At 38.2% G+C, this 19,095-nt stretch carries 19 protein-coding genes; 15 read left to right on the top strand and 4 right to left on the bottom strand.

Annotated features, from left to right (window positions below; genetic code table 11):
- Positions 1 to 117 precede the first annotated feature (117 nt).
- Both MUN88_RS00330 and MUN88_RS00325 read left to right on the top strand, forming a co-directional pair.
- The gene (locus tag MUN88_RS00330) at positions 118 to 1,059 is read left to right on the top strand and encodes an NADP-dependent oxidoreductase (protein ID WP_244719475.1); all 942 of its coding nucleotides are present in this window, start codon (positions 118 to 120) and stop codon (positions 1,057 to 1,059) included.
- A gap of 261 nt (positions 1,060 to 1,320) precedes the next feature.
- A complete protein-coding gene (locus MUN88_RS00325; RefSeq protein WP_244719473.1) occupies positions 1,321 to 2,418 on the top strand; it encodes a GGDEF domain-containing protein in 1,098 nt (365 codons plus the stop codon).
- A 406-nt stretch (positions 2,419 to 2,824) separates the two neighbouring features.
- Here MUN88_RS00325 and MUN88_RS00320 read toward each other — a convergent pair whose 3' ends face one another.
- The 3 genes from MUN88_RS00320 to MUN88_RS00310 are packed head-to-tail and all read right to left on the bottom strand — an operon-like array spanning position 2,825 to position 3,595.
- Complete coding sequence (locus MUN88_RS00320; protein WP_244719471.1) at positions 2,825 to 2,998, bottom strand: hypothetical protein; 174 nt, start codon at positions 2,996 to 2,998, stop codon at positions 2,825 to 2,827.
- 16 nt (positions 2,999 to 3,014) lie between these two features.
- Complete coding sequence (locus MUN88_RS00315) at positions 3,015 to 3,392, bottom strand: permease (protein WP_244719469.1); 378 nt, start codon at positions 3,390 to 3,392, stop codon at positions 3,015 to 3,017.
- Positions 3,393 to 3,394: 2 nt separating this feature from the next.
- Positions 3,395 to 3,595, bottom strand: a complete 201-nt coding sequence (locus MUN88_RS00310; RefSeq protein WP_244719467.1) for a helix-turn-helix transcriptional regulator — start codon at positions 3,593 to 3,595, stop codon at positions 3,395 to 3,397.
- 171 nt (positions 3,596 to 3,766) lie between these two features.
- On the opposite strand from MUN88_RS00310, the gene MUN88_RS21750 reads away from it, so the two are divergent.
- The 6 genes from MUN88_RS21750 (at position 3,767) to MUN88_RS00280 (ending at position 10,136) form a co-directional block, all read left to right on the top strand.
- Positions 3,767 to 4,075: a hypothetical protein gene (locus MUN88_RS21750; RefSeq protein WP_369809921.1), complete on the top strand. Its 309-nt coding sequence runs from the start codon at positions 3,767 to 3,769 to the stop codon at positions 4,073 to 4,075.
- 379 nt (positions 4,076 to 4,454) lie between these two features.
- On the top strand, positions 4,455 to 4,601 hold the full coding sequence (locus MUN88_RS00300; RefSeq protein WP_244719465.1) for a hypothetical protein: 147 nt from the start codon (positions 4,455 to 4,457) through the stop codon (positions 4,599 to 4,601).
- Positions 4,602 to 4,988: 387 nt separating this feature from the next.
- Positions 4,989 to 6,110 (top strand): BMP family lipoprotein, encoded by a 1,122-nt coding sequence (locus MUN88_RS00295; protein ID WP_244719463.1) that lies wholly within the window; start codon positions 4,989 to 4,991, stop codon positions 6,108 to 6,110.
- A gap of 489 nt (positions 6,111 to 6,599) precedes the next feature.
- The gene (locus MUN88_RS00290) at positions 6,600 to 8,135 is read left to right on the top strand and encodes an ABC transporter ATP-binding protein (RefSeq protein WP_244719461.1); all 1,536 of its coding nucleotides are present in this window, start codon (positions 6,600 to 6,602) and stop codon (positions 8,133 to 8,135) included.
- Positions 8,132 to 9,190, top strand: a complete 1,059-nt coding sequence (locus MUN88_RS00285) for an ABC transporter permease (RefSeq protein ID WP_244719458.1) — start codon at positions 8,132 to 8,134, stop codon at positions 9,188 to 9,190. The genes MUN88_RS00290 and MUN88_RS00285 overlap by 4 nt, the downstream gene beginning before the upstream one ends.
- Positions 9,183 to 10,136, top strand: coding sequence for an ABC transporter permease (locus MUN88_RS00280; protein ID WP_244719456.1), 954 nt, complete (start codon positions 9,183 to 9,185; stop codon positions 10,134 to 10,136). The genes MUN88_RS00285 and MUN88_RS00280 overlap by 8 nt, the downstream gene beginning before the upstream one ends.
- 282 nt (positions 10,137 to 10,418) lie before the next feature.
- On the opposite strand, the gene MUN88_RS00275 is transcribed toward MUN88_RS00280, so the two are convergent.
- Positions 10,419 to 10,622: a hypothetical protein gene (locus MUN88_RS00275; RefSeq protein WP_244719453.1), complete on the bottom strand. Its 204-nt coding sequence runs from the start codon at positions 10,620 to 10,622 to the stop codon at positions 10,419 to 10,421.
- Between the two features lie 299 nt (positions 10,623 to 10,921).
- Between MUN88_RS00275 and MUN88_RS00270 the strand changes: the two genes are divergently transcribed.
- From MUN88_RS00270 to MUN88_RS00240, 7 genes are all read left to right on the top strand, one after another.
- A complete protein-coding gene (locus MUN88_RS00270) occupies positions 10,922 to 11,185 on the top strand; it encodes a hypothetical protein (protein ID WP_244719450.1) in 264 nt (87 codons plus the stop codon).
- The gene (locus MUN88_RS00265) at positions 11,172 to 11,645 is read left to right on the top strand and encodes a sensor histidine kinase (RefSeq protein ID WP_244719447.1); all 474 of its coding nucleotides are present in this window, start codon (positions 11,172 to 11,174) and stop codon (positions 11,643 to 11,645) included. Before MUN88_RS00270 ends, MUN88_RS00265 begins: the two co-directional genes overlap by 14 nt.
- Before the next feature lie 17 nt (positions 11,646 to 11,662).
- A complete protein-coding gene (locus tag MUN88_RS00260; protein ID WP_244719444.1) occupies positions 11,663 to 12,319 on the top strand; it encodes a hypothetical protein in 657 nt (218 codons plus the stop codon).
- A gap of 233 nt (positions 12,320 to 12,552) precedes the next feature.
- Positions 12,553 to 14,469: a BglG family transcription antiterminator gene (locus MUN88_RS00255; protein ID WP_244719441.1), complete on the top strand. Its 1,917-nt coding sequence runs from the start codon at positions 12,553 to 12,555 to the stop codon at positions 14,467 to 14,469.
- Between the two features lie 65 nt (positions 14,470 to 14,534).
- Positions 14,535 to 14,672 carry an RAxF-45 family protein gene (locus MUN88_RS00250; protein WP_244719438.1) on the top strand — a complete coding sequence of 46 codons (138 nt, stop codon included), beginning with the start codon at positions 14,535 to 14,537 and terminating at the stop codon, positions 14,670 to 14,672.
- Between the two features lie 374 nt (positions 14,673 to 15,046).
- Positions 15,047 to 16,903: a ribosomal protection-like ABC-F family protein gene (gene abc-f, locus MUN88_RS00245; protein ID WP_244719435.1), complete on the top strand. Its 1,857-nt coding sequence runs from the start codon at positions 15,047 to 15,049 to the stop codon at positions 16,901 to 16,903.
- Positions 16,904 to 17,057: 154 nt separating this feature from the next.
- Positions 17,058 to 19,004, top strand: coding sequence for a PTS fructose transporter subunit IIABC (locus tag MUN88_RS00240; protein ID WP_244719432.1), 1,947 nt, complete (start codon positions 17,058 to 17,060; stop codon positions 19,002 to 19,004).
- The last annotated feature ends 91 nt before the right edge of the window (positions 19,005 to 19,095 follow it).

Genomic DNA, 19,095 nt, shown 5'->3' with positions numbered 1-19,095 from the left:
TTGCCTTAGCTCTTCACTTACGATTAATATCGATAAATAAGGGAATAATTCAAGTAGTGTCCCCTAGTATGGACTAAGAAAGGGGACTTGGAGAAAGAGAAAAAGGAGTGTATTATTGTGGAGACTAAAGCAGTGATTATTAATCAATATGGTGGAAAAGATGTACTGGAAGAAGGTATCGTGACACTGCCAGAATTAGGAGCACATCAAGTAGTGGTGCGTATGAAGGCTACTTCTGTTAATCCGATTGACTGGAAACTTCGGGAAGGCTATTTGCAACAAATGATGGATTGGGAATTTCCGATTATTCTTGGCTGGGATGTAGCAGGCATCGTGGAAGAAGTTGGTTCTGAAGTAACTGACTGGAAAATAGGAGATGAGGTTTTTGCACGACCGGAAACAACCAGATTCGGTACTTATGCCGAACATACCATTGTCGATGATCATTTACTAGCGAAGAAGCCAACCAATATTTCTTTTGAAGAAGCTGCAGCAGTACCATTAGCTGGTTTAACGGCTTATCAGGCACTATTCATACATGGCAATCTCCAAAAAGGTGAAAAAGTGCTTATTCATGCTGGTGCAGGCGGCGTTGGTATCTTTGCTATTCAACTGGCAAAAGATGCTGGAGCTTATGTCATAACCACTGCCAGTCAAGAAAATCATCCTTTCCTTCAATCATTAGGAGCGGATGAAATGATTGATTACCGAAAAAACAATTTCAAAGATATTGTTCAAAATGTGGATCTAGTTATTGACACGATAGGTGGAGAAACCCAGGAAGATAGCTTTGATATATTAACGGCTGAAAGTGGCCGTTTAATCACTGTTGTTAACCAGCCTGATCAAGAAAGAGCCCAACAAAAAAATATTACAGCTATAAGTATGTGGCTGCAGCCGGATGGAAAACAGTTAAGTAACCTGGCAGATTTATTAGAAACGAAAAAGATAAAAAGTATAGTAGGAAGTGAATTTTCGTTAACCAAACAAGGGGTATATGATGCGCATGCCTTAAGTGAGACACACCATGCTGTTGGAAAAATTATAATAAAATCTTAATCGATAAGATCCCCGACAAGGGTGACACGTTCACCTTCCTCGGGGATCTTACGTTGCATGGCATCATTTAGAAATACATGACATAAAATGACTTTATATGGAATGCGATGTGACTTTATTTCAATATTATTTCCATTATATTGTGTTATGTTCATAAAATTTCAAGAATAATAGGTCTTTTGACTCTTTCGAAAAAGCCGTATATAATGATGACAAGGATCATTCAGTGAAATGATTAAAAAATTTGAAGGGGTCACATATATGGATTATTTGGTGCAATTTCAAATAAATGTTTTTGCTATCATGATTCTGATCGTACTCTATGTCATTATTAAAATGAAATCAAAAGTTAAAAGCTTTGGTAAGAAAATTCTAAAAGTATTGATGGTTGCCACTGCACTTGCCATTATAGTTGAACCGTTAACATGGATTTTTGATGGCATGCATTTCTTCGGGGCGTATTTTTGGGGATATGCGACGAATTTTATGTTGTTTATGATAGGTCCAGTAATAGGTGGTATTATTCTATCATACGTAGATTATCATCTTTTTAAAGAACCTGGCCGTCTTTATAAACGAAGGTTTTATCAGGATTTCAGTGTGCTGACTTTTATTGTATTACTTATCAATATTTTTTATCCCGTTTATTTCTATATCACTCCTGATGACAACAGTTTTCACAGTGGTGACTTTAAATGGGTGCATTATCTAATACTCGTAAGTTTGTACGTGTACATGTTCGTCTTTGTGATCATTAATCGTAAGCGGACACAAAAATACGTCATGAATATTTTCCTCGTTTTCTTCATGCTGCCGATCATAGGAATGGTTATTCAACTATTCGAATCCAAACTACATTTTTCTTGGACTTCAATTGTACTAGGGATATTAGTAGCTTATATCTTTCTGGAAACCAGTTCAACAGAAGAAGATTATTTGACCAAACTTTATAACAGGCAAAGCTATGAAATTTATTTACAGCATCTAGTAGAAGGGAGAAAACCGTTTGGTGTTCTATTGATGGATCTCAATGAATTCAAGGAAATAAATGATTATTTCGGTCATGATAAAGGTGATCAAGTACTGGTCTCTTTTGCAGAGGTTTTGAAGAAAGTATTTCACACCAATGCCCTCGTTTCCAGATTGGGAGGGGACGAATTTATTGTAGTCTTAGAAGCGAACGATCGAGATATCAAGAAATGCATGAAAGAAATCGATCATCTATTAGCAAAAAATCCTGATACATTCATCCAAAATTTAAGGTACAGCTACGGTTATCAAAAGTTTTCCAGCCAAATGAGCGTAGATGAGTTGTATACGTTAGTAGATAAGAAGATGTATCAGGATAAAAAACGGTGAAATCGATGTGACATCTAGCAATCCTGAGGATAGAAAAGGGACGAGAATGCAGGCAGACAAGATAATGATCAGCCTGTTTTTGTAAGCTAGGAATACAAATAATTACTGTCATTACGGTGAAGTGCAGAAGGCGACAAGATTGGTTCTGATAATACTGATTATGTAAAATGACTTTGGTGGTAATGTTGAAATAATTCTTGTGCTGGGATACCGCTCTGGCCAACCACTATGCTTCGTCCTGCGGGGCACAGCTGAAGCCGTGCTCCACAGGACGCGGAGCATATTTTTGGAGCTTTGCTAAGCAGTGACAACATGTCAAAATTACAATATTGTGAGATATAGTTCCACTTACATACTCCGTATTATAGGCGGCTTTAATTTCCTAAGTTAGCTATGGATTGTATTCTTACGTTGCCGCTACTATTACAGCTGTTGACACGAATATAACTGTGATACCTGTTAGAAGTTTGATAAAACCTTTCCTCGTCAGTTTTTTCTCCTCGTCAACATCATTCCGAACAAGCAAGAACAAGACGATGTAACTAATGATGAAGATAGTAATGAATAAAAAGTTTTGCATGGACATTTCTCCTTTTTTAATACAACTTTGCAAAAATACAAAAGGAAATAAAAATCGTACTTATCATAAGGGAAGCAAGTATAGCTATCGAATAGGATGCAGAAAGTTCTAACAGTTCCGTTTGCAGAAGCAATAAGAAAATCATGACATAAAGTAAAAAGGCAAAGATCGAGAAATAGGCACCTTTTTGCTTAATTATATTTACTCTCTCATCCTTTTTAACAAAATGCGGAAAAAGATAATAAAGACAAAAAGACATGATTGACAGTGATACAAATGTATACGTAATTGCTAAGGGTGCTTCCTGGACGATTATCGCTGATAATAACATGAGCATGGCAAGCACAGTAAACAAACATCCAAATATGAAATATGCCAAACGATTGTACAACATGATCACTCCTCTGGTTCCAATAAAAAAATTTCTTCCACATATACGTTGAAAATCCTTGCTATTTGTATGGCTAGGGGAAGGGAAGGATTATATTTTCCTTTTTCGATAGAGATAATAGTCTGCCTCGATACACCTAGCGAGTTAGCTAAATAATCTTGAGAGTATTGATGCTTATTGCGGAATTCTTTTAGTTTATTTTTCAATCCAATCACTTCCTCATTTATTAACAATAGTATAAATGTAAAGGTCGCTTTACGTCGAGTGAACTTTACAATGTGGGTTTACAAACAACATTTTTTTGAATGCAATGTATGGTTTATAAAACAACTATTAAGCAGTATACTAATAATAAATGAAAAAAAAGGGGGGGAATTATGTCAGTCATAACCAAGCTGAACCTGGGTAAATACAAAAATCTCGTTGTATTAAACCAGCTAAACGGTTATGAACTACTTAATCATTACGACAAAGATTTGTCCGAACAACATGTTGCTATCTTTATTTTCGTAGAAACGTTCGAGGAAATGGTGACGAACGTACAGCAGACTATGCAACAGCAGTCTTTGGTTGACAAAGGTTACTGTATTTCGCTTATCCGAAAAAAGGAAATAAACGATAGCAGAGATATGTTCATCGCGATCAGATTTTTCCTTCTCTCCATGTTGGGGAAGATGGTACATTGAGGGCAGTGATCTGAAGTTTTCCCGGATGGTCAGTATGGATGAGGTGTTTTTTACTGTTGTATGGATAAAGCGGAAACCAAAGAAAACGAAAAAGACACAGTCAGCTAGTCAAAAGCTAGAAGATTATCGAGGCCATATAAAAGATATCGAGCCATTTTAATCAGACTATCCTGAGCAATTGGATTTTTACCTGCGTTTAACATTAGGTTATCAACGAGATTCCGCAAGTTATCTTTATTCAGCAAAGCAACGAAAAAACAAAAGAAAAACGCCAGAAGCAAATGGTCGATGTGTTAAATCAAGACTATAAATCGATGGAGTCGTTCCGTCAAGGGAAGAAATAACGTATACTTCACTGATCAATAAAAGGAGGGAGAACATGTTGCATTTTATCGATAATCTAGCACAGTTCGTCTATAGTATAAGTAATCCTTTATTAAAATCTCTCTGCTATTTTTTTGCAGGAGTGACATTGGTAGCTGTTCCTTGTTATCTATTTGTTTGGTTACTGGAATGGTTGTATTAATTGACAGATTCAACTCTTGTTAAAAATCACAAAATTCTGACAATTATCCCCGATACTGCTTGAATAACTAATGGGAACAAGCTTTTGTACAAGCGCTCCCTAAAAGGACTTAGAGATGTTTCGTTTTTGTTACAAAAATATTAATTTATTGAAATATTTTTTAACAATAGTATTTATAAATCCAGTTAATAGTGGTAATATTAAGTCTGACTTTCGAAATTAAATCGAATAACATAATATTGTGGTTATTTTTAGGTCTAATTATAGTTCTTATTAATCAAAAAATGTGTGTATTGCTGCGATTTGATAATTCGAAAGGACAAGGTGGAAAGCCTTTCATTACAGGCGTTTTTTCCTACATAATAATCCAACATGGGAGGGAATACGATGAAAAATCGTAAATTTTTATTATTCGTATTGGCTTTAACGTTAGGTCTGTTTTTAGCTGCTTGTGGTACTGCAGATGAAGATGGAGCAGAAGGCAATACAGAAACAGAAGGTAATGAAGAAGGTACAAGCGGTGAGGATGCAACTTCTAGTGATTATAGTGTAGCGATGGTTACAGATATTGGTGGGGTAGATGATAAATCATTTAACCAATCTGCATGGGAAGGTATTCAAGCATGGGGAGAAGAGCATGGTTTATCTAAAGGAGAAGGCTTTGATTATGCACAATCAACTGATAAAGCAGATTACATGCCGAACTTAACTCGCTTCGTACGTGATGAATATAATTTAGTATATGGTATCGGTTTTGAATTGAAAGAAGATATACAAAAAGCGGCAGAGCAATTTCCGGATACAAACTTCGCATTGGTAGATGATACGGTAGAGGCGGATAATGCCGTAAGTATTACCTTTAAAGAACACCAAGGTTCATTCTTAGTTGGAGTTGCAGCAGCAATGAAAACGACAACAAACAAAGTAGGTTTTGTTGGTGGTGTTGATTCTCCATTAATCAAAAAATTCGAATCAGGCTTTATTGCAGGTGCTAAATCGGTTAATCCTGATATTGAAGTAGATGTACAATATGCAGAATCATTCGCTGATGCTGCCAAAGGTAAATTGATTGCTACGAACATGTATGACAGTGGTGTTGATGTAATCTATCATGCTTCCGGTGCAACAGGTAATGGTGTATTCAACCAAGCAAAAGATATAAAGCAAAATGATCCTGAACGTGAAATCTGGGTGATCGGTGTTGACCGTGACCAGCATGACGAAGGTACAATCGGTGACCACAACGTAACGTTAACATCGATGGTGAAACGTGTAGATGTAGCGGTTCAAGACGTCGCTAATCGTGGTATGAACGGTGAATTCCCTGGTGGAGAGAAACTGGAATACGGATTAGAGGAAAATGGTATTGATTTTGCTAAAACAAATGAAGAAGCAATGACTGACGAAATTGTTACTGCTGTGGACGAGTATAAAGAGAAAATTTTAAGCGGTGAAATCGAAGTTCCTTCTACAATTGAAGATTTGGAAGCATTCGAAGAATCATTATAAGCTTTGAATAGAGAAGGCTATCTAAGGCCTTCTCTACTATTATGTTAGATCAGAAAATTTTCAATGAAAGAGGTTTTTACATTAGGAGAATTTTAGTGATGGAAGAAGCTCAGGGTATCCAAAATTTGTAATGAGTAAAGTATAAATAAAACTAGCACCTGCTTAAGCGTAGGAAATATGCGGAGACTCCTCATGTGTCAGCGCGAACTGAAGATCCACTTTGGAAAGAAAAGAATTTTCATTCCAAAGTTAGCAGACCGCCGTGCCCCACAGGACGCGGAGCATATTTCCGGAGCTTTGCTAAGCAGATGAAATCTATCAAAATTACCACAACGTCAGACAGTTCCACGTTACATAATCCATATTATAGGTAGTTGTAATAGTTAGAACTGGGTGGGCTTTCGCGTTTCTTCTAATAAAAGCCTTTTTCATTGCTCATTTTTACATCATTTCAAAATAGTCAAAGTCTTATATACAGGGGTGAAAGAAGTGGATTATGCAATTGAGATGTTGAATATCAGAAAAGAGTTCCCGGGAATCGTGGCTAATGATAATATCACCGTTCAATTAAAAAAAGGGGAAATTCATGCATTATTAGGCGAGAATGGAGCCGGTAAATCAACATTGATGAATGTACTATTCGGTCTATATCAACCGGAAAAGGGGGACATCCGTGTCAATGGTAAAGCCGTTAACATAACAAATCCCAATATTGCAAATGAATTAGGCATTGGTATGGTACATCAGCACTTCATGCTGGTTGAGCCATTCACGGTTACTCAGAATATAGTTTTAGGTAGCGAGCCTACGAATAAATTCGGGAAGATTGATCTTGCTAAAGCAAGTAAGGAAATAAAAGAATTATCCGATCAATATGGGCTACAGGTAGATCCAGAAGCAAAAATTAGTGAAATTTCGGTTGGGATGCAACAGCGTGTAGAGATTTTAAAGACGTTGTATCGAGGTGCAGAAGTGTTGATTTTTGATGAACCAACTGCCGTACTGACGCCACAGGAAATAAATGAACTTATTGACATTATGCGCTCTTTAATTAAAGAAGGTAAATCTATTATTCTCATTACCCATAAATTAAAAGAAATTATGGAAGTCTGTGACAGATGTACGGTTATCCGAAAAGGAAAAGGGATCGGAACAGTCAATGTCGCAGATACGAACACTACCGAGCTCGCTTCGTTAATGGTTGGACGTGAAGTAAGCTTTAAAACAGAGAAAAAACTAGCAGAACCAAAAGGTACCGTTTTAGCTATAAAAGACTTGTTTGTGAGAGATTCAAGAAAAGTGGATTTGGTAAAAGGGTTAAATTTAGACGTACGTGCCGGTGAAATTGTCGGTATCGCCGGGGTTGATGGAAATGGCCAATCGGAATTAATTGAAGCGATAACAGGACTTGCAAAATCAAGATCAGGATCGATCACATTATTGAACAAGGAGATTACTAAACTATCTCCCAGAAAAATTACTGAAAGTGGCATTGGGCATATCCCGCAAGATCGTCATAAATATGGCCTTGTTCTAGATTATTCAGTTGGAGAGAACATTGTATTACAGACGTATTATCAGAAGCCTTATTCAAATGCCAGAGTGCTTAAATATAAGGAAATCTTTGATAAAGCAGAGAAAATCATCGAAGAGTATGATGTGCGGACACCGAGTGTATATACAAAGGCTCGGGCGCTATCGGGTGGTAATCAGCAAAAGGCGATTATTGGTCGCGAAGTCGATCGGTCACCGAAACTATTGATCGCAGCCCAGCCGACCAGAGGATTGGACGTTGGTGCGATCGAATTTATTCATAAGAAATTAATTGAAGAACGGGATAAGGGAAGTGCAATTCTGCTAGTATCCTTTGAGCTTGATGAAATTATGAATGTCAGTGACAGGATTGCCGTTATGTTTGATGGTAAAATTGTTGCTGATGTTAAACCAGAAGAAACAAATGAACAGGAGCTTGGCCTTTTAATGGCAGGAAGTCAAGTGAACAAGGCAGGTGTTACAAGCGAATGATAGTAAATAATAGATGGTTTGGAATTTTAGTTCCGGTTATATCCGTTATAGTAGGTTTATTAGCTGGGGCGATTATTATGCTAGCTTCAGGACATAATCCGATCGAAGGATATGCAGCATTATGGAGAGGTGCATTTGGTGATGCCTATACATTAGGAGAGACGATTCGTCGGACCACACCATTAATTTTAACAGGACTTGCCGTAGCATTTGCATTTAAGACTGGGCTTTTTAATATCGGTGCCGAAGGACAAGTAATAGTCGGTTGGCTCGCATCCATTTGGGTTGGCATTGAAGTGGATGCACCGATGATTATTCATCTGCCTTTAGCAGTGTTAGCTGGTGCGGTAGCTGGTGGATTATGGGGATTCATCCCTGGTTTATTAAAAGCGAAACTTGGTGTCCATGAAGTTATTATTACGATTATGATGAATTATATTGCTTTACATGTGACCAATGAAATTATCCGAAGTGTACTGACAGATCAAGACACGACAACAGAACCGATTACAGCAACAGCTTCTTTAGCTTCTGTCTGGCTGCAAAACATTACGTTTTATTCAAGGGTACACTACGGTATTTTGATAGCTTTGTTAGCGGCATTTATCATGTGGTTTATTATTGAACGTACCACGTATGGTTATGAATTAAAAGCGGTCGGCTTTAACCGGCATGCTTCGAATTATGCCGGTATGAATGTCAGCAGAAATATTATATTGTCAATGGTAGCAGGTGGTGCTTTCGCAGGGCTTGCGGGAACAATGGAAGGCCTCGGAACATATGGTACGATCTCTGTCATGTCAGGCTTTACGAATCTTGGTTTTGATGGCATTGCCGTTGCGCTGCTTGGCTCAAACAATGCTTTTGGAGTCGTACTAGCCGCGATTTTGTTTGGTGCTTTGAAAGAAGGTGCTGGGGAAATGCCGACAGCAGCTGGTGTTCCGACAGAACTCGTGGATATTATTATTGCACTGATTATTTTCTTTGTAGCATCTAGTTACATTATTCGCTGGGCCTTACTTCGCTTCAAAAAAGGAGGGAAAATAGATGCTTGATATATTACAATCGATTATTCCAACTGTTCTGTTCTATTCAGCACCTCTTATCTTAACAGCGTTAGGCGGAGTATTTAGTGAACGATCTGGAGTCGTTAATATTGGGTTAGAAGGTCTCATGGTGATGGGGGCGTTTGTCGGTATTGTCTTTAACCTTACATTTGCCGATGTGTTCGGCGCCTGGACTCCATGGGTGTCGATCATCGTAGCTACAGTGATTGGTGCACTTTTCTCGCTTATTCATGCCGTTGCGTCGATAACTTTTTATGCCAACCAGGTTGTAAGTGGTGTGGCCATTAATATGTTAGCACTTGGTATTGGTGTTTACTTAACAAAGGTTTGGTATGATAAAGGTCAGACAGACATGGTGAATCAGCCTTTTTATACAACAGATATCCCGGTGCTTTCGAATATTCCGTTGATCGGACCAATCTTCTTCGAAGGCGTGTATGTGACATCGTATTTAGCAATTATTCTTGCTTTTGTTGCCTGGTATGTGTTATACCAGACGCCATTCGGTTTACGTTTGCGCGCAGTTGGTGAGCATCCAATGGCCGCTGATACGAATGGTATCAAAGTAGAAAGAATGCGTTATATTGCAGTATTACTGTCTGGAGCATTAGGTGGACTAGGTGGGTCAGTATTTGCCTTGACCATCGCTTCGAACTTCTCTCACTCAACGATTGTTGGGCAAGGGTTCATGTCATTAGCAGCTGTTATCTTTGGAAAATGGCATCCATTAGGTGCAATGGGAGCAGCGTTATTCTTTGGACTTGCACAAAGCTTAAGTGTAGTCAGTGCCGGAGTACCTGTACTGGAAAATATTCCGCAAATCATCCTGTTGATTGCACCATACCTATTAACGATCTTAGCTCTGGCAGGATTCATCGGCCGTGCCGATGCACCACGAGCGAATGGTGTACCATATATAAAAGGAAGCAGATAGAAAATAATAGGAAACAGACTTGTATAGGTACAGGTCTGTTTTTATATAGAGTAGATATCGCAATGCCTGCGGATGAGAATCTTATGGACAAAAAGAGGGAAAATGAAAAAGCTGTCCATAAGATTAAAACTTATGGACAAGTAAGAGAAAAATCAAAATGAAATATTCATAAGAATAAAGAAATAGGGATACTATCATTCTTTACACGTAAAAAAGACAGGTCTCCTGAAAAGAACTGTCCTTCATTGTATTATGTAAAAAGACAAAGTAGTTGTAATGTGATCATGCGATAACAAATGAAATCCGTTCGCTAGCTACTTCTGAAACTTGTTGCTCCACATTAATATTTCTACTATTTAATACAGAAATAATTAGTCCGAGCTCATAATAAGATGATTTGGTAACGTGGCCGAGTTCGATCGATTTGTTCAGTTCTTCATAAAATTGAATTAATACATCATCTGGCAACTTTTCGTAAAAATTCATCTCTGAACCTCCATTTTGATCTTTGTATTAGTATCTTACCACAAAATGAAAACGGTATCAACATCTTTTTTGTTAACTATTGTAATGATAGTGTAAAAGATTCTTAATTTTATTTAATCGATTAGTGTCTGTTTGTTGAATTTAATAATAAACCATATTGTGAAAAGTAACAAATACTGTGTGAGATTTTATGACAACCTTTTCGAATGTAAATGTAATACTTTTTTAATATTTCATTTATAAATACGCAAGATTTATTGGATAACCTTACTATAATCACAAATTAAAGGAGAGATATAATGATGAAACAATGGTTGGTATTATTATCCATATTGAGTGTACTCGTGTTGGCAGCTTGTGGAGGGGATGAGGATCCTGCAGATAACATGGAAAATGAAAATATGAACGAAGAGGAAATGATGGAAGAAGATATGGAAGGTGAGATGGATGCTGAAGAAATGGCGGAAGAGGACATGTCAGAGGGTGATATGGAAAAGGAAGAGAAAATTAATTCAGCAATTATTCCAATTATCATTGTTAGATTCCGGAATGATGAAGCTTGATCGAAATAAGGTAAATATAGATGATCTTTTACTGTCTGTTCTTCAGCATGAGCATATTCACATCGAGCAAAAAAATCTCCACGTTTCTATCGATCTGCCAAAACAATCCGTTGCCATAAATGTCGACAGCTCTTACTTCAAGCAAGTTTTGTTTAACTTAATCGATAATGCTATTCGCTATTCTGTTGAAGATGGTACGATTACGATAACAGTGCAAATCGAATTTAATAGTGAGGTGCAAATTAGTATTCATGACAGTGGTGAAGGTATGAAAGAAGGGGATTTGGCATATATTTTTGAGCGAATGTACCGTGCCGAAAAATCCCGTAATCAGAAATATGGTGGTTCTGGTCTAGGACTGGCAATTGCTAAATCAATTGTAGAAGCCCATGATGGTACCATTTCGGCGGACAGTATTTATGGTGAAGGGACTACCTTTACAGTTACGTTACCTATTTGAAAAAGGGGAGAAAATAGATGAATTGGCGTTTATTCTTTAAAAGAAAGCTGAATGTTGGACAACGGTTAGTCAGGCTTCATCATGCTAATGCGATTATCTTTACGATATTAGCTATCACCGGTTTTCTATTATTCTCTTCTTCTTTTCGATTAGCTTTTCCAGCGATTCGTGTCTTGGTAAGAGAGAGTCATGTATGGATAGGTTTTATCAGTCTTTTGCCTATATTATTCTATATACCAAAAATGCAAAAGCATCTCAAAACGCTAAAGAAGAGAAAAAATCACCGAATCAACCTTTATTATGTTTTGTCAGTGCTATTAGTGCTGATCTTATCAGGGCTAATATTGACCTATCATCGTCAAGTTCCATCGATAATCAGTTCAGGAGCATTAGTTATCCATGGTTTTGCTACATGGCTTGGTGTGCCATACTTGATTTATCATAGTGTTACGAGGAGCAAGTGGTTTAAACGACTTGTGAAACCTGTGAAAAAAGAAGAAAAACCAATGATTGTGGAGGCTAACAATCCGATATATCGGCGGAGGACTTTTTTACAACTGATGACAGGCCTTATGATTACACTTGTTTTTTCTCCAATGATCGTAAAGTGGCTTCGTACGTATTTTCTAGATCTAGGAAAAAAGAGGCTATTCCACCAATGCTTGGGTGAGTAAATCATAAAGAGATTGAAAAAATAAAAGTATGGATTCTTATTAAAGGAGTTCTATATACTTATGTTAGTTAGAACTGGGCGATGTAATGCCCGGTTTTTCTTTATTAGAAATGTCTTAATGCTACCCCTTTTTCACACAAACTTTTATTCTGAAACTTTCCAACAAAACAGCTGCTGATGCATGTTAAAGCGGAATATGCTACACTTTGAAGCAACAGTAAAAGAGGTGTAATCATGAACGATCGACAAAAAGAATTGTTACGTACGCTACTTATTCAAAACGATCAAACGCTTACGATTATGCATTTAGCCAATCAACTTGAATGTGCGGAGAAAACGGTTCGTAATGATTTAAAGAAAATAGAATCTGTATTGGCCGATTATCAGAGTGCAAAGATTACACGACAGCCAGGTATAGGAATTACCCTGGAAATAAACAATGATGATCGAACTGCTGTATTTCAGCAATTGTTAGCAGCTGAACCAAAAAGTCAGGAAGATCGCCTGGTAGAAATGGCATATCAACTGCTGGTACATGATAAACCGACTACGCTCCAGCAGTTTTCGGCGGCGTTCTTTGTGCCTAAACAAACGGTCAAAAAAGAGTTAGCAAGTATTGCAAATTGGCTATCTGATTATCAGTTGGAATTGGTTTCCAAACCACGCGTCGGTAACATAGTTGAAGGGGACGAGCTGCACAAGAGAAGTGCACTGGCACATTTGTCAGAGCTTATTTCCTCGGTTTCAACAGATAAGACGTATGTGATGGATTTGTTCTATCCATATGAAATAACGACAGTCCAGCGAGCACTTGATGAATTGCAACAGCAATATGCGATCGCTTTTACGGATGGAGCTATCGAAAGCCTGCTTGTTCATGCATTGATTATGATGAAGCGAACAAGACAAAAGTCTCCTGTAACGGTTCCATTAACTGAAAAAGAAACCGTCATTCAACATCGTGAATATGCGTATGCGGTTTCCTTCTTTGCCTATTTAGAAGAGGTGTTTAAGCTTTCTTTTTCAGAAGATGAAAGGATTTATTTCACCTGGCATCTCATTAGCAGCAAGAAGAAAGGAGATAGAGAGGACGACTCCTTACTTGATAATCAATTTCTAGCAGAAGTGATTGAAACTCTCATCGCAAGACTTAGTGATCTCACCTTATTTGCATTCGGCAATGATGACATGTTGAAAAGTGGATTAACCGTTCACATTCATTCGGTTATCAATCGTTTGAAATACGGATTTCCTATTACAAATCCACTTTTACCTGAAATCAAAAAAATGTATCCCTATATGTTTAATATGGTAATGATAGCTCTATCAGATATTAAAGAAAAGCACCGTCTCGAAGTTCCAGAAGATGAAGCAGCCTATTTAGTGCTACATTTTCAAGCGTCGGTAGAACGTCTCGAGGCAAGCAGGGAACGGAAAAGAAGAGCATTGATTGTTTGTCATATGGGTGTCGGGATGTCTCATTTATTACAAGCAAAGGTCGAACAGCATTATCAGGATATGGAGATAGTCGCTTGTGTCGGAAAAGCTGATCTGAACACGTATTTAGATCATGATCACATTGATTTGATCATATCAACGATTGATTTATCAACTACCCAAGTTCCTTATGTTAGAGTTACACCCTTGTTAGAATCAAAGGACAAGCAGAAGTTAAATCAATTTTTGTCTGCGATAGAGCATAAGGAGCTAGAAAACAAATCAACGGCCCTCTCATCGTTAATCAGAGGGGATCTTGTCCAATTGCAACTGGAGAAAGAACATCCTTTTCAAGTGATTGAACAACTTGGAAACGTATTATATGAAAAAGGCATTGTTGAGAAATCGTTTATCCATAGCGCGGTTTTACGAGAGCGACGTTCTGCTACGTCCATTGGTGGAGGAATAGCGATTCCACACGGTAATCCGAAGCAGGTTCTTCAATCTGCGATAGCTGTTGCTTTGCTAAAAGAACCGATGAAATGGGGCGATGAACGTGTATCGATTGTTTTTATGCTGGCCATATCCGGTAACGATCAACAATGGAATCGTGCGGCAGTCAGTCACATCGTCCAATTAAGCGAAAGTCCTGCAGCGGTATCTCGATTACTGGATGTAAAGGATATCCAATCCTTTATAAATCGTTTACATTAGATTTGTATTATTGTCAAATTAGTAGTACAATTGTGTTAACTTTAATGATCGGAGGTGGGGAAAAGATGTTAAATCAAGCTGTTTTTGTGCATGGACAATGGTTGGAATACCTTTATTTTTGCCGTGCGAAATTTGCGATTGAAGTTGTTAACGGGATACGTATGTCCTTTTGTAACAACTTAATAGCAAATGAAAAACAGTGAAAACATCTCTTAACCCACATATAGGATAGGAAGGAGGGCCTGTTTTGTGCTCTCCTTTTTTATTGTATAAGAAAAATTAGAGGCCATGTACCGATGTTTAAGAATATCGGCCATGTCCACTCGTGCACTCAGAAACTAGACGACTTCCTGCATCACCCTACGATAAAAGAGGCCTAGTCACGATTATGGCCTTGGGAGAAAGTCATCATCGAAATCACTTGCTCACCGTGATTCCTTTATCTTAGTTAATGCCGTCCAGTCGCTTCGTTTCTAAATGGGCACTTGCGCTTTTCTTATATCTATCTATAGTGAGAACGTTAGCCATGGGGAGATTTGTCTTCCTATGGTTTTTTTTATGAAAAGGAGAATCAGAAATGATTGTATGCAGTGTAAATAATATAGAGAAAGTGTACGGAGGAAATGTCATTTTTCAAAATCTATCATTAGAAATAAAAGAGAAGCAACGTGTTGCCTTAGTTGGGCGAAATGGTAGCGGCAAGACGACGCTGCTTCGTCTTATAGCAGGAGAAGAAATCCCTGATTCTGGTCAAATTCATTGGAAACGAAGATTAGTCATTGGCTATCTCTCCCAAATACCAGAATATAAAAATGCAGAGACAGTAAAAGATGTTTTAAGATCAGCCTTTTCCTCCTTAATGCAAATCGAGGATAAGTTGAAACAAACGGAAAAGAAAATGGCAACAGAGGAAAATAACGAGCACATACAAACCTTGATCGCTGAATATGGCATTTTACAAGATCAGTTTTCGATCAATGGTGGTTATGAAATAGAATCAAATATAGAAAAGATTGCGCATGGTCTAAATATTCAGGATCTACTGCAGCGACCATTCTCCACGTTAAGTGGTGGTGAAAAAACGAAAGTGGGATTAGGTTTAATGTTGCTGCAACAGTCAGATATGCTGCTGTTAGACGAACCAACCAACCATTTAGATTTAATGGCTGTGGAATGGTTGGGACAATTTCTGCAAACTTATCAGGGAACAGTGGTTATCATCTCCCATGACCGCTACTTTTTAGATGAAGTGACGAATAAAGTCATTGATCTCGAAGATGGAGAGTTATCGACATACCATACTAATTTTTCAGGATTCGTCAAAGAAAAAGAGGAAAAGCTTCTAAGGGAATTCATGGCGTATGAAGAACAACAGAAAAAAATAAAAAAGATGAAAGAGGCGATCAAGCGCTTGAGAGATTGGGCGAATCGAGCTAATCCTCCCAATGCCAGCCTGCATCGACGCGCAAGGAATATGGAAAGAGCGATAGAACGAATGGAAAAAATAAATCGACCTGTAATACATCCAGCCAAAATGAAACTATCGATGGAAATGTCTGACCGAAGTGGAAGTGATGTGATTAAATTGACAGATGTTTCAAAGTGTTTCGCTGGGCGAATCTTGCTGGAACAAGTAAATCTGCTGCTTCAATATCAGGAGCGAGCCGCGATTGTTGGTGAAAATGGAACAGGGAAATCTACTTTAATAAAACTTATTCTCAAGCAGCTAGATCCCAGCAATGGTGCGGTCAGTATTGGTAGTAACGTGAAATTTGGCTATCTATCGCAGCAAATATTTGCAGGAATTGAGCAGGAAACAGTGATAGAAGTTTTTAGAGAAGAAGTGGCGGTAACAGAAGGAGAGGCAAGAGCGATTCTTGCTCGCTTTATGTTTTATGGCTACGATGTTTTTCGCCACGTGTCTCAATTAAGCGGTGGGGAACGGATGCGATTACGTTTAGCGCAGTTAATGTATCAGGATATCAATGTTCTGCTTTTAGATGAGCCAACCAATCATTTGGATATTGAATCAAGAGAAGTACTGGAAGAGGCATTAAGTGATTTCAAAGGTACGATACTTGCAGTTTCTCATGACAGGTATTTTCTTAACAAACTGTTTCACAAAATATATTGGATTGAATCTAAAAAGCTCTATACTTTCGAGGGTGATTATAATTGGGCCAAGAAAAAAATAACAGAAATGAGAGAAATACCAGCAAGAAGAACAGATAAACCACAACTAACCACTAATAGCAACAATCGGAAACAGATGAATAAGAATAGTGAAAAAGCCGAGATAGATGCGTTGGAGAAAAGGATTATCGAGATAGAAGAAGCATTGTTGAGAACAGATGATCTAGTGCGATTACAAGAACTTTATCAGGAAAAAGAAACATTAGAGAATAAATGGGAAGCAATGTGTAATCAATTATAAGAAATGTGCTAAGCGAAGAAATCGTAATTGAACTTGTGGTAATAATTTATTTTTACCACAAGTTCCGGTAAAAAGTAAAAATAATAATTGATTATTAGAGATGTAAAATAGGTGTATGCAATTACAGTAAACATGCACAAAAGGAGGAAGCAACATGAAAGTATTAGCAGTAACAGCATGTCCTGTCGGTATTGCACACACTTATATGGCTGCAGAAAATTTACAAAAAGCAGGCGAAGAAATGGGCATCGATATCAAAGTCGAGACGCAAGGTTCGATCGGTGTCGAAAATGCGTTAACCGATCAGGATATAGAGGAAGCAGATGGTATCATTATTGCTTCAGATAAAGAAGTTTCAAAAGACCGTTTTGCCGGGAAAAAATTAATCGTGACCGGTGTACAAGACGGCATTCGTAAACCGAAAGAATTGATTAAGCGAATTCAGGACGGCGATGTTTCTGTTTATCGACCTGAATTGAAGTCTTCGGAAGAAATTAAGCAGAATCGTAAAAAGAAAGAAAATCCGATTTATAAGCACTTGATGAATGGTGTATCTTACATGGTACCGTTTATCGTGGTTGGTGGTTTATTAATTGCACTTGCGCTAACCCTTGGTGGTGAGCAGACGGCAAGCGGTATTGTAGTACCGGAAGAATCGATCTGGAAGCAGATTGAGAAACTGGGTAATACATCATTTATGTTTATGGTGCCAATTTTGGCAGGTTTTATTGCCGTAAGTATTGCAGATCGTCCAGGATTAGTACCTGGTATGATCGGTGGTTATATTGCTGCAAATGGAAGCTTTTATGGAAGTGAAGCGGGCGCTGGTTTTATCGGCGGTATTATTGCTGGTTTCCTAGCAGGTTATGTGGCTTTAGCGATCAAGAAGATAAAAGTACCACAAGCCGTACAGCCTGTCATGCCGATTATCTTTATTCCGATCTTTTCATCGGTAATTGTCGGTCTTCTATTTATTTTTGTAATTGGATCTCCTGTTGCCCAAATTTTTGAAGGCTTAACCAATATGCTTTCTGGTATGCAAGGAGCAAGTTCGATTCTGTTGGCGGTAATCCTTGGTGCAATGATTGCAGTTGATATGGGTGGACCGTTTAACAAGGTAGCTTTCTTATTCGGTTCAGCGATGATTGCAGAAGGTAACTATGAAATTATGGGACCAATTGCGGTTTCGATCTGTATACCGCCGATTGGTATGGGACTTGCAACAATGATCAATAAAAATAAATATATGCCGAATGAAAGAGAAGCAGGAAAGGCGTCATTTACGATGGGGCTATTCGGTATTACGGAAGGTGCAATTCCGTTCGCAGCACAGGATCCGCTCCGCGTTATTCCGAGTATCGTTACAGGTTCTGTAGTAGGTTCTGTCATCGCGATGATAGGCAGTGTTGGAAATAAAGTTGCACATGGTGGTCCTATTGTAGCTGTGCTAGGTGCAGTGGAAAATGTGCTCATGTTCTTTATTGCTGCTATTGCGGGTGTAATCGTAACAGTGCTGATGGTTAATTTCTTGAAAAAAGATGTAACAGAAGCCGTACCAGCTGGCGGACCAGCAGAGGTTAAGGAAGAGACAGAACCAGAGAAGACAGCAGAATCAACTGAACAAGATGAAGAACAACAAGAAATAAATAAGCTTGTTGATATCACAAATACAAATTTGATCAAAACAAGTTTAGAAGGCGAGACGCGTGATGCGGTCATTGACGAACTAATCGACAAAATGCAAGCGTCTGGGATCTTAGAATCCAAGGATGTCTATCGACAAGACATTTTAGACCGCGAAGCACAAAGCTCTACTGGTCTTGGCATGAATATCGCTATTCCCCATGGAAAATCAAAAGCAGTAAAACGTCCGGCAGTAGCTTTTGGTATTAAGCGCGATGGAGTGGATTGGAGCAGTCTGGATGGTTCAGATGCTAAGCTGATCTTTATGATTGCTGTCCCTGAAGAGAGCGCTGGAGATGCACACTTGAAGATATTGCAAATGCTATCTCGTAAATTAATGGACGAAAACTTTAGAAATCAATTATTAGCTGTTCAAACGGAAGAAGAAGCGATGAAACTTCTGGAGGAGGTTCAATAATAATATATAGGACAAGAGTCTCGTTTTAGTCTCCGTACAAGCCGGACATAACACGAATGTAAGCAATATTCGGGTTATGTCCGTTTTTTTC

Source organism: Gracilibacillus caseinilyticus, from assembly GCF_022919115.1.
In the GTDB taxonomy this organism is placed as follows: Bacteria; Bacillota; Bacilli; order Bacillales; family Amphibacillaceae; genus Gracilibacillus; species Gracilibacillus caseinilyticus.
Note: the sequence above shows the minus strand (reverse complement) of the source record. Positions and strands in the feature narration are given on the sequence as shown.